The organism is Burkholderia sp. AU27893 (assembly GCF_002223205.1).
GTDB lineage: Bacteria > Pseudomonadota > Gammaproteobacteria > Burkholderiales > Burkholderiaceae > Burkholderia.
Genome location: NZ_NKFD01000001.1, coordinates 390,066 through 404,605, shown reverse-complemented (window position 1 = coordinate 404,605; position 14,540 = coordinate 390,066). Strand labels below are relative to the sequence as shown.

Genomic DNA, 14,540 nt, shown 5'->3' with positions numbered 1-14,540 from the left:
GCAGGCACGACGATATCGTCGACGCGATGCGCTGACGCAAAACACATGGCGACCGGCAATCGCAACGCGGCTCACAAGCCGCTCACTGCGCCGCGTGGCCGCCCGCCTCACCGTCCGCCTCTCCATCCGCCCGCGCAATCGGCGCCGACACGATCGGCCGATGCGACACGCCTTCGTGCGACAGCCGGCTTTCGAACAGCGTGAGCGCGTCGAACCGCAGCGCGACCGGCCGCTTCACCGCACCGCCGTGCGCCGGCTGCCCGACCGCATCGTGCGGCAGCCGCGCGAGCGTCACGTGCGGGCGGAACGGCCGCCGGTCGGCCGGCGCGCCGAGTTCGCGCAGCTTCGCCGACAGTGCGAGATTCAACGCCGCGCACGCCGGCACGGCGGCCAGCTCGGCGACGATCAGCCGCGCGCGCGGCAGGCTCGGCCACCACGCGATCCGTTCGACCGGCATCAACGGCAGTGCATGCGCGGCCGCGAGCGCCGGCAGGCACGCGGCCAGCGCGTCGCAGCACGCCCGCTCGATCGCGCCGACGAACGCGAGCGTCACATGCAGTTGCGCGGGCAGCGGACGCCGCGCGCCCCGGGTAACCGGCAGCGCGTGCAGCGCGTCGCGCGATGCCGCATCGGGCATCAGCGCGACGAACACGCGCAGCCGGTCGCCGTTCATGACTCGCTCGCCACCGCGCGCGGCGCGCGCGCCGGATCAGCCGCGGCCGGACGTTGCGGCAGCGGGCCATGCTCGCCCCACACGTCGGTCGGCAGCACGTTCGCGAGTTCCGGAATCGTGTTGCGCGTGAACACCGGCTCGGCCACGCCTGCCGCGCGCTGGCGGCGATAGTCGCGCCAGGCTGCGTGCGCGTACTTGCCGAGCGCGAGGATCGCGATCAGGTTGATGATCGCCATCAGCCCCATGCTCGTATCGGCCATCGCCCACACGAGCGGCAGTTGCCCGACGCTGCCGAACATCACCATCGCGAGCACCGCGACGCGGAACAGCGGCAGCACGCCGCGCCGCTTCGTGATGAATTCGACGTTGCCTTCCGCATACGCGTAGTTGCCGATCACCGACGAGTACGCGAAGAAGAAGATCGCGAACGCCATGTAGATACCGCCCCAGTCGCCGACGTGGCTCGCGATCGAGCGCTGCGTGAGCGCCGCACCTTCCATGCCGGTGCCGAGTTCGTACTGGCCCGACAGCAGGATCACGAAGGCGGTCGCGCTGCAGATCACGATCGTGTCGACGAACACGCCGAGCATCTGGATCAGCCCCTGCACGACCGGATGCCGCGTGCTGGCGGTTGCCGCTGCATTCGGCGCGCTGCCCATGCCGGCCTCGTTCGAGAACAGCCCGCGCTTCACGCCCATCGCGACCGCCTGGCTGACCGCATAGCCCGTCAGGCCACCCGCCGCCTGTTCGAGACCGAACGCGCTCTTCACGATCAGCGCGATCACGCCCGGCACCAGCGCGATATGCGTGGCGACCGCATAGACTGCGAGCGCGAGATAGCCGATCGCCATCAGCGGCACGATCACCTGCGCAACCGCCGCGATCCGGCGAATCCCGCCGAAGATGATCGGCGCGGTCAGCAGCACGAGCCCGAGACCGACCGTCGCGCGGCTCCAGCCGAACGACGTGTCGAACGCATCGGCGATCGCGTTGGCCTGCACCGCATTGAACACGAAGCCGAACGCGAGGATCAGCGACAGCGAGAACAGGACGCCGAAGCCGCGCGAGCGCAGGCCCGTCTGGATGTAGTACGCGGGGCCGCCGCGATAGCTGCCGTCCGAATGCGACACCTTGAAGATCTGCGCGAGCGTCGCCTCGACGAACGCGGACGACATCCCGACCAGCGCCGTCATCCACATCCAGAAGATCGCGCCCGGCCCGCCGACGGTCAGCGCGACCGCGACGCCGGCGATGTTGCCGGTGCCGACGCGGCTCGCGAGCCCCGTCGCGAACGCCTGGAACGACGAGATGCTGCCCGGCTCGCCCTTGCTGCCGACCAGCTTCACGCTGAGCAACAGCGCCTTCAGCTGGATCATCCGGAACCGCAACGTGAACCACAGGCCCACGCCGAGCAGCAGCGCGATCAGCACGTAGTTCCACAACACGCCGTTGACGGCGTCGATCAGCCCTTGCACGAGTGCTTCCATCCAGAATCCTTGTAAATAGGGTCAGTCACATGTGATAGCCGCTCGCTTCACGGCCGGAGGGGCGACATGATATGACAGTTTGCAAGGATCATTACAAAACGAAAGGTTTGGGATGACCGGAAATTGCTGCCGGATGTGATCAGATTAGGCGACGCTTCGCGAAAATGCGGAGGTGTCAGGATCGTGACAGCCGCGGCGTGGGATCGTGTCGTGGCGCGCCCGGGGCGGTGTCGGACGCAGCGAGACGCCGGCCGGTCGCCCGATACGAAGCGCACGGCGCGCACCGCACGATCACCGAATCGTGTGCGCAAAAAAAACGGGCGCCCTTTCGGACGCCCGGTTTCCACGACGGCTACCGACCTGCGCTTATCGCGGCAGGTTCGAATGCCCCATCAGGTACGCATCGACCGAGCGTGCGCACTGGCGGCCTTCGCGGATCGCCCACACCACGAGCGACTGGCCGCGGCGCATGTCGCCCGCCGCGAACACCTTGTCGACCGACGTGTAGTACGAACGATCGCCTTCGGTCGCCGCACGCGCATTGCCGCGCGCATCCTTCGCGACGCCGAATGCCTCCAACACGGGCGCTGCCGGCTGCGTGAAGCCCATCGCCAGCAGCACGAGGTCGGCCTTCATCTCGAACTCGGAGCCCGGCACTTCCTGCATCTTGCCGTCCTTCCACTCGACGCGCACCGCGATCAGCTTCTCGACCTTGCCGTTCTTGCCTTCGAGACGCTTCGTCGCGACCGCCCAGTCGCGCTCGCAACCTTCCTCGTGCGACGACGACGTGCGCAGCTTGATCGGCCAGTACGGCCACACCAGCGGCTTGTTTTCCTCTTCCGGCGGCTGCGGCAGCAGCTCGAACTGCGTGACCTGCTTCGCACCGTGACGGTTCGACGTGCCGACGCAGTCCGAACCCGTGTCGCCACCACCGATCACGATCACGTGCTTGCCCTTCGCGAGCAGCTGGTCGACGAGCTTGTCGCCCGCATTCACGCGGTTCTGCTGCGGCAGGAAGTCCATCGCGAAATGCACGCCCGCGAGTTCGCGGCCCGGCACCGGCAGGTCGCGCGGCGTTTCCGAACCACCGGCGATCACGACCGCGTCGAATTCTTCCTTCAGCGTGTCCGGCGAGATGGTTTCCTTCGCGAGGCTACCGATCGACTCGGGCAGCGGATCCTTGCCGATGAACACGCTGGTGCGGAACGTCACGCCTTCCGCTTCCATCTGACGCATGCGGCGGTCGATCAGCCACTTCTCGAGCTTGAAATCGGGGATCCCGTAACGCAGCAGGCCGCCGACCCGGTCGTTCTTCTCGAACACCGTCACGTCGTGGCCTGCACGCGCGAGCTGCTGCGCGGCGGCGAGACCCGCAGGGCCCGAACCGACGACCGCGACCTTCTTGCCCGTCTTGTGCTCGGCCGGCAGCGGCTTCACCCAGCCTTCCGCCCAGGCCTTGTCGATGATCGCGTGCTCGATCGACTTGATGCCGACCGGGTCGTTGTTGATCCCGAGCGTGCAAGCGGCCTCGCACGGCGCCGGGCAGATGCGGCCCGTGAATTCCGGGAAGTTGTTGGTCGAATGCAGGACTTCGATCGCCTGCTGCCAGTCCTGCCGGTAAACGAGATCGTTGAAGTCCGGAATGATGTTGTTGACCGGGCAGCCGTTGTTGCAGAACGGGATGCCGCAATCCATGCAGCGCGCGCCCTGGACCTTCGCGTCCGCGTCGGTCAGTGCCGCGACGAATTCCTTGTAATGCTTCACGCGCGTGAGCGGTGCTTCGTACGCCTCGTGGCGGCGTTCGAACTCCAGAAAACCGGTTGCCTTGCCCATAAGGTGCTCTTCTGTTCGGTGTATCGGGTGGGGGAGCCGCGCGCGGCAGTCAGGCGCGCGCGGCATTCGCTATGTCGTTCGTCGCTCAGGCGGCCAGTTCTTCCTTCGCCGCCTTCTTCGCACCGATCTCGCCCAGCGCGCGCTTGTATTCGTGCGGGAACACCTTCACGAACTGGCGGCGCGCCGCGTCCCAGTTTTCCAGCAGCGACTTCGCGCGCGGCGAACCCGTGAACTGGAAATGACGCTCGACGAGCCCCTTGAGCAGCGCTTCGTCCGTCGTGCCTTCGTGCCAGAGCGCGCGGTCGACCGTGCGCTCCTGCTCGGCCTGCTGCAGCACCGGCTCGAGCGCGACCATCGACTTGTTGCACTTCGCCGCGAACGTGCCTTCCGGATCGTAGATGTACGCGAGACCGCCCGACATGCCGGCCGCGAAGTTGCGCCCGGTCTCGCCGAGCACGACGACCGTGCCGCCCGTCATGTATTCGCAACCGTGGTCGCCCGTGCCTTCGACGACCGCCGTCGCGCCCGAGTTGCGCACGCAGAAGCGCTCGCCCGCCACGCCGCGGAAGAACGATTCGCCTTCGATCGCGCCGTACATCACCGTGTTGCCGCAGATGATGTTTTCCTCGGACTTGCCGCGGAAGTCGTTGGTCGGGCGGATGATGATCCGGCCGCCCGACAGGCCCTTGCCGACGTAGTCGTTGCCGTCGCCGACGAGGTCGAGCGTCACGCCCTTCGCGAGGAACGCGCCGAAGCTCTGGCCGGCCGTGCCCTTCAGCTGGATGTGCACCGCGTCGTCGGCCAGGCCCTCGTGGCCGTGCTTCTTCGCGATCACGCCCGACAGCATCGCGCCGACCGTCCGGTTCACGTTGCGCACCGGCTGGATGAACGACACATGCTCGCCGTTCTCGATCGCGGCCTTCGCCTTCTCGATCAGCACGTGGTCGAGCGCGCGCTCGAGGCCGTGATCCTGCACGTCGACGTGACGCGGCGCGACGTCCTCGCATTCTTCCGGCTGGTAGAACACGCGCGAGAAGTCGAGGCCCTTCGCCTTCCAGTGCTCGATGCCCTTGCGGGTATCGAGCAGGTCGGCGCGGCCGATCAGGTCGTCGAACTTCGCGACGCCGAGCTGCGCCATGATCTCGCGCACTTCCTCGGCGACGAAGAAGAAGTAGTTCACGACGTGCTCGGGCTGGCCCTTGAACTTCGCACGCAGCACCGGATCTTGCGTCGCGACGCCGACCGGGCACGTGTTCAGGTGGCACTTGCGCATCATGATGCAGCCTTCGACGACGAGCGGCGCCGTCGCGAAGCCGAATTCATCCGCGCCGAGCAGCGCGCCGATCACGACGTCGCGGCCCGTCTTCATCTGGCCGTCGGCCTGCACGCGGATACGGCCGCGCAGGCGGTTCAGCACCAGCGTCTGCTGCGTTTCGGCCAGGCCGAGTTCCCACGGCGTGCCCGCGTGCTTGACCGACGACAGCGGCGACGCACCCGTGCCGCCGTCATGGCCGGCGATCACGACGTGATCGGCCTTCGCCTTCGCGACACCGGCCGCGACCGTGCCGACACCCACTTCCGACACGAGCTTCACGGAGATGCTCGCGCTCGGGTTCACGTTCTTCAGGTCGTGGATCAGCTGCGCCAGATCCTCGATCGAGTAGATGTCGTGGTGCGGCGGCGGCGAGATCAGGCCGACGCCCGGCACCGAGTAACGCAGCTTGCCGATGTATTCGGACACCTTGTGGCCCGGCAGCTGGCCGCCTTCGCCCGGCTTCGCGCCCTGCGCCATCTTGATCTGGATCTGGTCGGCCGACGCGAGGTACTCGGCGGTGACGCCGAAGCGGCCCGACGCGACCTGCTTGATCTTCGAGCGCAGCGAATCGCCATCCTTCAGCGGAATGTCGCTGACGATTTCATCGCCGATCACCGACTTCAGCGTCTCGCCCGACTTGATCGGAATGCCGCGCAGTTCGTTGCGGTAACGCTTCTCGTCTTCGCCGCCTTCACCGGTGTTCGACTTGCCGCCGATCCGGTTCATCGCGATCGCAAGCGTTGCGTGCGCTTCGGTGCTGATCGAACCGAGCGACATCGCGCCCGTCGCGAAGCGCTTGACGATGTCCTTCGCCGGTTCGACGTCGTCGATCGGGATCGCCTTGGTCGGCTCGACCTTGAACTCGAACAGGCCGCGGAACGTCATGTGACGCTTGGTCTGGTCGTTGATCAGGTGCGCGTATTCCTTGTACGTCTGGTACGAGTTGCTGCGCGTCGCGTGCTGCAGCTTCGCGATCGAATCCGGCGTCCACATGTGGTCTTCGCCACGCACGCGGTACGCGTACTCGCCGCCCGCGTCGAGCATGTCGCGCAGGACCGGGCTGTCGCCGAACGCGTCGCGGTGCAGGCGGATCGCCTCTTCCGCGACTTCGAACAGGCCGATGCCGCCGACCTTCGACGCCGTGCCCTTGAAGTACTTCTCGACGAGGTCGCTCGACAGGCCGAGCGCTTCGAAGATCTGCGCGCCCGTGTACGACATGTACGTCGAGATGCCCATCTTCGACATCACCTTCTGCAGGCCCTTGCCGACCGCCTTCGTGAAGTTGTAGACGGCCTTCTCCGGCGACAGGTCGCCCGGCAGCCCTTCGGCCATCTTCGCGAGCGTTTCCATCGCGAGGTACGGGTGCACGGCTTCCGCGCCGTAGCCCGCGAGCAGCGCGAAGTGGTGCGTTTCACGCGCGGAGCCCGTCTCGACGACGAGGCCCGTGCTCGTGCGCAGCCCTTGCTGGACGAGGTGCGAGTGGATCGCCGACGTGGCGAGCAGCGCCGGAATCGCGACATGCTCGGCGTCCGTCTTGCGGTCCGACACGATCAGCATGTTGTAGCCCGACTTCACCGCGTCGACGGCTTCCGCGCACAGCGACGCGAGGCGTGCTTCGATGCCTTCCTTGCCCCACGCGACCGGGTAGCAGATGTTCAGTTCGTATGCGCTGAACTTGCCACCCGTGTACTGGTCGATCGCGCGGATCTTCGCGATGTCCTTGAAGTCGAGCACCGGCTGCGACACTTCGAGACGCATCGGCGGGTTGATGTTGTTCGTGTCGAGCAGGTTCGGCTTCGGGCCGATGAACGACACGAGCGACATGACCATGTTCTCGCGGATCGGGTCGATCGGCGGGTTCGTGACCTGCGCGAACAGCTGCTTGAAGTAGTGATAGAGCGTCTTGTTCTTGTTCGACATCACCGCAAGCGGCGAGTCGTTGCCCATCGAACCGACGGCTTCCTCGCCCTGCTGCGCCATCGGCGCCATCAGGAACTTCAGGTCTTCCTGCGTATAGCCGAACGCCTGCTGGCGGTCGAGCAGCGCGGCGCCCTGCGTGCGGCCGGCCGCGACTTCCTCGGCCTTCGGCTCGATCTCGTCGAGCTTGATGCGCACGGCGTCGATCCAGCTCTTGTACGGCTTCGCGTTCGCGAGGTTGTCCTTCAGTTCCTTGTCGTCGATGATGCGGCCGTGCTCCATGTCGATCAGGAACATCTTGCCCGGCTGCAGGCGCCACTTCTTGACGATCTTCGATTCGGGGATCGGCAGCGTGCCGGCTTCCGACGCCATGATCACGAGATCGTCGTCGGTGACGATGTAGCGCGCCGGACGCAGGCCGTTACGGTCGAGCGTCGCGCCGATCTGGCGGCCGTCGGTGAACGCGATCGCGGCCGGGCCGTCCCACGGCTCCATCATCGCGGCGTGGTATTCGTAGAACGCGCGGCGGTTCTCGTCCATCAGCGTGTGCTGTTCCCATGCTTCCGGGATCATCATCATCACCGCGTGCACGAGCGGGTAGCCGGCCATCACCAGCAACTCGAGACAGTTGTCGAACGACGCGGTATCCGACTGGCCCGGGTAGATCAGCGGCCACAGCTTCGGCAGGTCGTCGGCGAGCACGTGCGACGCGATCGCGCCGGTACGCGCGTTCAGCCAGTTCACGTTGCCCTTCACGGTGTTGATCTCGCCGTTGTGCGCGATCATCCGGTACGGGTGAGCCAGTTCCCACGCCGGGAACGTGTTGGTCGAGAAGCGTTGGTGCACGAGCGCGAGCGCCGACACGACGCGCGTGTCCTGCAGGTCGCGGTAGTACACGCCGACCTGGCCCGCGAGCAGCAGCCCCTTGTAGACGATCGTGCGCGCCGACATCGACGGCACGAAGTATTCCTTGCCGTGCTTGAGCTTCAGCGCCTGGATGCGGTGGCTCGCGGTCTTGCGGATCACGTACAGCTTCCGCTCGAGCGCGTCCGTCACCATGATGTCCTTGCCGCGGCCGATGAAGATCTGGCGGATCAGCGGCTCGCTCGCCTTGACCGTCGGCGAAATCGGCATCGCATGGTCGACCGGCACGTCGCGCCAGCCGAGCACGACCTGGCCTTCGGCCTTCACCGTCCGCTCGAGCTCCTGCTCGCATGCGAGACGCGACGCGTTTTCCTTCGGCAGGAAGATCATGCCGACCCCATATTCACCCGCCGGCGGCAGATTCACGCCCTGCTTCGCCATTTCCTCGCGATAGAACGCGTCCGGAATCTGGATCAGGATGCCCGCGCCGTCGCCCATCAGCGGATCGGCACCGACCGCGCCACGGTGATCGAGGTTCTCGAGGATCTTCAGACCCTGCTGAATGATCTCGTGGCTCTTCTTGCCCTTGATGTGAGCGACGAAGCCGACGCCACAGGCGTCGTGTTCGTTTTGCGGGTCATACAGACCTTGTGCGGCGGGCACCGCGGCGAGCGGCTGCTGGTGGTCGTTCATGGGGACACCGTCGTAAAGGGGGCCTGGAGGCCGTTGAACCATTTTCTTGTTGCCGTCGATCCCGCTCCCGGCGGGAGACGGCGCGGCCGACCGTGGATGGGCATGCTTCGCCCGGGCCACCGGAATTCGGAATATACGCGACGAATCAAAGGAATAGCAACAAAAACCGCTTGATCGAACCCCAATAAAATGGATGCCTCGATCTGGTGCCGTTTTATTAGGGCCGCATCGTTTTGGTGCAAAAAGAAGCGGCGCCCGCAGCGCCGCCTCCTGAACCGCCGTTCCTGCTTTATTGCTGGATCGGCGGCGTGTTTTCACGCACCTTTCTGGGGCGTCCGCGCGGCAGCGGCGACACGCGCCGGTTCGCGGTACGCGCCGCCCATTCGCGATAATTCTCGCCGCCGAGCACCCAGCCCTTCAACGTCGCCTGCTGCAGCTGGTCGGCCTGGCGCTCGTCGAGCGGCTGCTCGCACAGCTCCTTGTACGCGCGCTGGCGGTCGAACGGCGTATTGCCGAGCGCCCAGTAGAGCGGATGGTCGGTGATCAGGCTGTCGACGGTGAGCCCGACGTGGTGCCGGTAGCTCGACCACCGATAGGCCTCGGGCGTCGCGACGAGCTGCGCGCGCACCGGGCTCATCTCGACCACGCGGCTCGCGAGCAGGAAATAGCGCTCGCCTTCGATCACGGTCGCGCGATAGCGGCCTTCCCACAGGGTGCCGCGCCGCGAGTAGCGGCGGTTGAAATGCGCGACGTAGCGGCGACCGACGGCCTGCATCGCTTTCGGCAGGCTCGCTTCGTCGCTCGGCGTCACGAGCAGTTGCACCTGGCGCGGCAGCAGCACGTAGGCGTGCACCGACAGGTGATGATCGCGCGCGGCGGCCTTCAGACAATCGATGAAGAGTTCGTAGTCCTGGTCGTCGACGAACGCGGGTTGCTGATCCAGGCCGCGCAGTATCACGTGCTGCGGCTGGTCGGGAACGTAGAGTCGTGCTAACCGTGCCATGCTGAATGTCCGTTTGAACGCGTTAGGAAATACCCGGGGGTCCGAAATTGCGCACCTGCGTAGAATGCCTTTCCCCGCGGGGCGCGAAAGCGTACGGTCGTACGAAACCTAGGGAGAAAACTCTAACTTACGAGCTTGTTTGGTTTTAAACGCAGTCGTCATAATGAGCACGCCTTTGATCGGAGGAGACACAATGAAACGAAAACTGGCCATTACGGGGGCCGCAGCGCTCGCATTCGCTTTCGCGGGCGGTACGGCACATGCACAATCCGCAGGTGATTTCTACGTCAGCACCGGCTGGTTCCACCTTGCGCCGCAGGACAGCAGCGACCCGCTGTTCGTCTACGGCGTAGGCGGCACGCCCATCAACCAATCGATTCCCAACACCGGCGCCGGCATCAACGACGCTGATACGCTTGGACTCGCAACGGGCTACTTCATCACCGACCATATCTCCACCGAGCTCGTTATGGGGATACCGCCGAAGTTCGACATTACCGGCAAGGGTCAGTTCGATAGATTCGGCGTACTCGGCCGTGCGTACCAGTGGAGCCCCGCCGTATTGCTGCGCTACCACTTCAACGACGCCAACGCGAAGTTCCGTCCGTATGTCGGCATCGGCGCGACGTACGTCTGGTTCACCGGTGCAAAGATCACGAACAGCAGCTTCGAGAACGGCGTGCTCGGCGGCCCGACCAGCGCCACGACCAGCAACCAGTGGGCGCCTGTCTTCAACGCCGGCTTCACGTACAACTTCACGAAACACTGGTTCGCAGGCCTGTCGCTCTCGTACATCCCGGTCAGCGTGACGGCGACCTTTACGACGGCCCGCCGGACGCCGGTCGGCACGCTGACGGAAACGTCGAAGGCCCACATCTCGCTGAACCCGATCGTCACGTACCTGAACGTCGGCTACCGCTTCTAAGCGTAGTCGAATATTTGGGGAATGGTTAATCCTGCTGCAATTTGTAGCGGATTTTTCCTGGCGTAACGTCTCCACGATGCAAAACGCCCCGGCGGAAATCCCGTCGGGGCGTCGTTTTTTCGCGTCAGGCACGTTCCGCGCAAGGGTTTCGCCGGCCGTCGGCGCGGCCGTCAGGGGATGGCGATGTCGTCCAGCGCATCGGGCGCGATCAGGTCGATGCGATCCGTGCAGACCGCATCGACACCCCAGCGCGCGAGTTCGCGTGCCCGTTCGAGGTCGTTCACCGTGTAAACCAGGATGCGCAGCCCGGCCGCCTTGATCGCGCGCACGAGCGGTTCGTCGAGCTGTTTGTGGTCTGCATGCAACGAAACGCAGCCGAGCACGCCGACGACTTGCGCATGCCAATCGTCCGGCACGGCCTCGTAAAGCATCCCGCGCGGCAGCGCAGGCGCAGTCGCGCGTGCCTGTTGCAGCGCATCGAACGAGAACGACGACAGGAGCGGCGGAACCGCGGCATCACGCCAGTACGCAGCCGCGTCGGCCGCCACGCGCTGCCCAGTCTCAATCTCGCGCCCCGGGCACGGCTTGATCTCGACATTCGCTGCCAGCCCGTGGGCGAGGCAGCGCGCCGCCGCCGCCTCGAGCGTCGGCATCCGCTCGCCCGCGAAGCGCGCGTCGCGCCACGTGCCCGCATCGAGCGCGGCCAGCGCCGCATAACGCATGCCCGCCGCCGCGCCGTGACCGTTCGAGGTCCGGTCGACCGTGTCGTCGTGCAGCAGGAACGTCACGTCGTCGGCCGACAGCTTCGCGTCGAACTCGACCATCCGGTGGCCACGGCGCGCGCCCTCGTCGAGCGCGGCGAGCGTGTTCTCCGGTGCGAGCGTGCCGCCGCCGCGATGGGCGACGACGCGCGGATAAGGCCACCAGTCGGTACGGGTCGTCATCGTCGGTCTCTCGGCAAGGTCGGCAGGTTCAGCCGGCACGCTTGCCGGTCTCGGGATCGAAGAAATGCAGCCGGTGCGCGGGCAGCGCGGCCGCCAGCGCCGTGCCGCGCGCCGGGCGGTCCGCGTGCGGCAGGCGCACCGCGACGTCGTGACTGCCCCACCGGCCGTGCGCGAGATTGTCCGCGCCGAGCAGCTCGCACGAGTCGACCGGCAGCGTCGCCTGCGCGACGCCCGGCTGCGGCGTCATGTGCTCGGGACGCACGCCGAGCACCCAGTCGCGCCCGGCGGCGATCTCGCGGCCGATGCCGGGGGCGCCCGCGACCGGCAGCGCCGGGCCACCGCCCGCGACCGTAAACGTCGCGCCGTCGTCCGACAGCCGGCCGTGCATCAGGTTCATCGCGGGCGAGCCGATGAAGCCCGCGACGAACACCGTCGCCGGCTTCTCGTACACGTCGACCGGCGCGCCGATCTGCTCCGCGTAGCCGCGGTTCATCACGATCACGCGCTGCGCGAGCGTCATCGCCTCGATCTGGTCGTGCGTCACGTAGACGCTCGTCGTCGCGAGCCGCGCATGCAGCCGCTGGATCTCGAGCCGCATCTGCACGCGCAGCTTCGCGTCGAGGTTCGACAACGGCTCGTCGAACAGGAACACCGACGGCTCGCGCACGATCGCGCGCCCCATCGCGACACGCTGCCGCTGGCCGCCCGACAGCTCGCGCGGCCGCCGCGCGAGCAGCGGCTCGAGCTCGAGGATCTTCGCGGCCGCCGCCACCCGCGCATCGATCGTCGCGCGCTCGATCCCGCGGATCTTCAGCCCGTAGCCCATGTTCTGCGCGACTGTCATGTGCGGGTACAGCGCATAGTTCTGGAACACCATCGCGATGTCGCGATCCTTCGGCTCCAGCGCGTTGACGACGCGCTCGCCGATCGCGATCTCGCCGTCCGTCACCGTCTCGAGCCCCGCGATCATCCGCAGCAACGTCGACTTGCCGCAGCCCGACGGGCCGACCAGCACGATGAATTCGCCGTCGGCGATCTCCACGTCGATGCCATGCAGCACGTGCTGCTTGCCGTCGTAGGATTTCCTGACGCCCTTCAAGCTCAGCGCAGCCATTCTTGGTCTTTCTCCCGGTTGCCGTCTGTCATTCATTTCTCGGAATCGACGAGGCCGCGCACGAACCAGCGCTGCATCGCCAGCACGACGACGAGCGGCGGGATCATTCCCAGCAGCGTCGCCGCCATCACGTATTGCCATTCGGTCGCGGCGTCGCCGCTCGCGATCATCGTCTTGATACCCACCACCGCCGTCGACAGCGACGCCTCCGTCGTGATCAGGATCGGCCACAGATACTGGTTCCAGCCGTAGATGAACGTGATCACGAACAGCGCCGCGATGCTCGTCTTCGACAGCGGCAGCACGACGTCCCAGAAGAACCGCAGCGGCCCCGCGCCGTCGATGCGCGCCGCATCCATCAGCTCGTCGGGCAGCGTCATGAAGAACTGGCGGAACAGGAACGTCGCGGTCGCCGATGCGATCAGCGGCAGCGTGAGCCCCGCGTAGGTGTTCGTCAGGTGCAGCGTCGACACGACCTGCACGGTCGGGAAGATCCGCACTTCCACCGGCAGCATCAGCGTGACGAAGATCAGCCAGAACGCCGTGTTGCGGAACGGGAAGCGGAAATAGACGATCGCGTACGCGGAGAGGATCGACACCGCGATCTTGCCCACCGCGATGCCGAGCGCCATCGCGAAGCTGTTCACGAGCAGGCGGCCGAACGGCGCCGTCGTGCCGCCACTGCCGTGCCCCCAGATGTACGCGACGTTCTCGAACAGGTGCGTGCTCGGCACGAGCGACAGCGGCACCGTGAACACTTCCTGCGCGTTCATCGTCGCCGCGCAGAACGCGACGTAGACGGGAAACACGATCAGCACCACACCGGCGATCAGCACCGCGTGGCAGAACAGGTCGAAGCCCTTGCGATTTTCGATCATGCGTATTGCACCCTGCGTTCGACGAAGCGGAACTGGATCACCGTGAGCCCGACGACGATGATCATCAGCACGACCGACTGCGCGCCCGAGCTGCCGATGTCGAGCCCCTGGAAGCCCTCCGCGAAGATCTTGTAGATCAGCGTCTTCGTGCTCTGCGCCGGGCCGCCGCCGGTGGCCGCGTCGATCACCGGGAACGTGTCGAAGAACGCGTAGACGAGGTTCACGACCAGCAGGAAGAAGCTGGTGGGCGACAGCAGCGGCAGCACGATGTTGAAGAAGCGCCGCACCGGCCCGGCGCCGTCGATCGCCGCCGCCTCGATCAGCGAGCGCGGAATCGCCTGCAGGCCCGCGTAGAAGAACAGGAAGTTGTAGCTCACCTGTTTCCATACCGACGCGAGCACGACGAGGAACATCGCCTGCCCGCCGTTCAGCGCGTGGTTCCACACGATGCCGCTCTTCGCGAGCGCATAGGTGATCAGGCCGATGCTCGGGTTGAACAGAAACGCCCACAGCACGGCGGCGATCGTCGGCGCGACTGCGTACGGCCAGATCAGCAGCGTGCGGTACACGCGCGCGCCACGGATCACGCGGTCGGCGCACGCGGCGAGAATCAGCGACACGACGAGCCCGCTCACCGTGACGAGCGAGCTGAACACGAGCGTCGTGCGGAACGAATCGAGATACAGCGGATCGGCGAACAGGTGCGTGAAGTTCGCGAGGCCGACGAATTCGCTCGACGAGCCGAACGCATCCTGCATCTGCGTCGACTGCCACAGCGCGACGCCGGCCGGCCACAGGAAGAACACGGCGGTGATCGCGAGCTGCGGCGCGATCAGCAGGTACGGCAGCAGGCTCGTACCAAAACGGGAACGGGATTGCATCGCGGATATCCGG

At 66.2% G+C, this 14,540-nt stretch carries 10 protein-coding genes; 1 reads left to right on the top strand and 9 read right to left on the bottom strand.

Annotation, left to right across the window (positions count from 1 at the left end; translation table 11 throughout):
• Positions 1-82: 82 nt before the first annotated feature.
• The 5 genes from thpR to CFB47_RS01870 all read right to left on the bottom strand — a co-directional run bounded on the left by thpR (position 83) and on the right by CFB47_RS01870 (position 9,785).
• A complete protein-coding gene (thpR, locus tag CFB47_RS01895; protein ID WP_089460348.1) occupies positions 83-673 on the bottom strand; it encodes an RNA 2',3'-cyclic phosphodiesterase in 591 nt (196 codons plus the stop codon).
• Positions 670-2,160, bottom strand: a complete 1,491-nt coding sequence (locus CFB47_RS01890; RefSeq protein ID WP_089455459.1) for a sodium:alanine symporter family protein — start codon at positions 2,158-2,160, stop codon at positions 670-672. Before CFB47_RS01890 ends, thpR begins: the two co-directional genes overlap by 4 nt.
• A 366-nt stretch (positions 2,161-2,526) precedes the next feature.
• The gene (locus tag CFB47_RS01885) at positions 2,527-3,993 is read right to left on the bottom strand and encodes a glutamate synthase subunit beta (protein ID WP_039366713.1); all 1,467 of its coding nucleotides are present in this window, start codon (positions 3,991-3,993) and stop codon (positions 2,527-2,529) included.
• 85 nt (positions 3,994-4,078) lie between these two features.
• Positions 4,079-8,782 carry a glutamate synthase-related protein gene (locus tag CFB47_RS01880; protein ID WP_089455458.1) on the bottom strand — a complete coding sequence of 1,568 codons (4,704 nt, stop codon included), beginning with the start codon at positions 8,780-8,782 and terminating at the stop codon, positions 4,079-4,081.
• Positions 8,783-9,071: 289 nt separating this feature from the next.
• Positions 9,072-9,785, bottom strand: coding sequence for a transposase (locus tag CFB47_RS01870; protein ID WP_006477151.1), 714 nt, complete (start codon positions 9,783-9,785; stop codon positions 9,072-9,074).
• A 193-nt stretch (positions 9,786-9,978) separates the two neighbouring features.
• Here CFB47_RS01870 and CFB47_RS01865 point away from each other — a divergent pair, with 193 nt between their 5' ends.
• The gene (locus CFB47_RS01865; RefSeq protein WP_089439057.1) at positions 9,979-10,710 is read left to right on the top strand and encodes an OmpW family protein; all 732 of its coding nucleotides are present in this window, start codon (positions 9,979-9,981) and stop codon (positions 10,708-10,710) included.
• Positions 10,711-10,880: 170 nt separating this feature from the next.
• Here the strand turns inward: CFB47_RS01865 and ugpQ are convergent, their stop codons facing one another.
• Genes ugpQ through ugpA form a run of 4 tightly spaced genes read right to left on the bottom strand, consistent with a single transcriptional unit; the run spans position 10,881 to position 14,527 of the window.
• Positions 10,881-11,654, bottom strand: a complete 774-nt coding sequence (gene ugpQ / locus CFB47_RS01860; RefSeq protein WP_089455522.1) for a glycerophosphodiester phosphodiesterase — start codon at positions 11,652-11,654, stop codon at positions 10,881-10,883.
• A 28-nt stretch (positions 11,655-11,682) separates the two neighbouring features.
• On the bottom strand, positions 11,683-12,768 hold the full coding sequence (locus CFB47_RS01855; protein WP_089455457.1) for a sn-glycerol-3-phosphate import ATP-binding protein UgpC: 1,086 nt from the start codon (positions 12,766-12,768) through the stop codon (positions 11,683-11,685).
• A 32-nt stretch (positions 12,769-12,800) separates the two neighbouring features.
• Positions 12,801-13,646, bottom strand: coding sequence for a sn-glycerol-3-phosphate ABC transporter permease UgpE (ugpE, locus tag CFB47_RS01850; protein ID WP_039366729.1), 846 nt, complete (start codon positions 13,644-13,646; stop codon positions 12,801-12,803).
• Positions 13,643-14,527: a sn-glycerol-3-phosphate ABC transporter permease UgpA gene (gene ugpA, locus CFB47_RS01845; RefSeq protein ID WP_089460347.1), complete on the bottom strand. Its 885-nt coding sequence runs from the start codon at positions 14,525-14,527 to the stop codon at positions 13,643-13,645. Before ugpA ends, ugpE begins: the two co-directional genes overlap by 4 nt.
• Between the last annotated feature and the right edge of the window lie 13 nt (positions 14,528-14,540).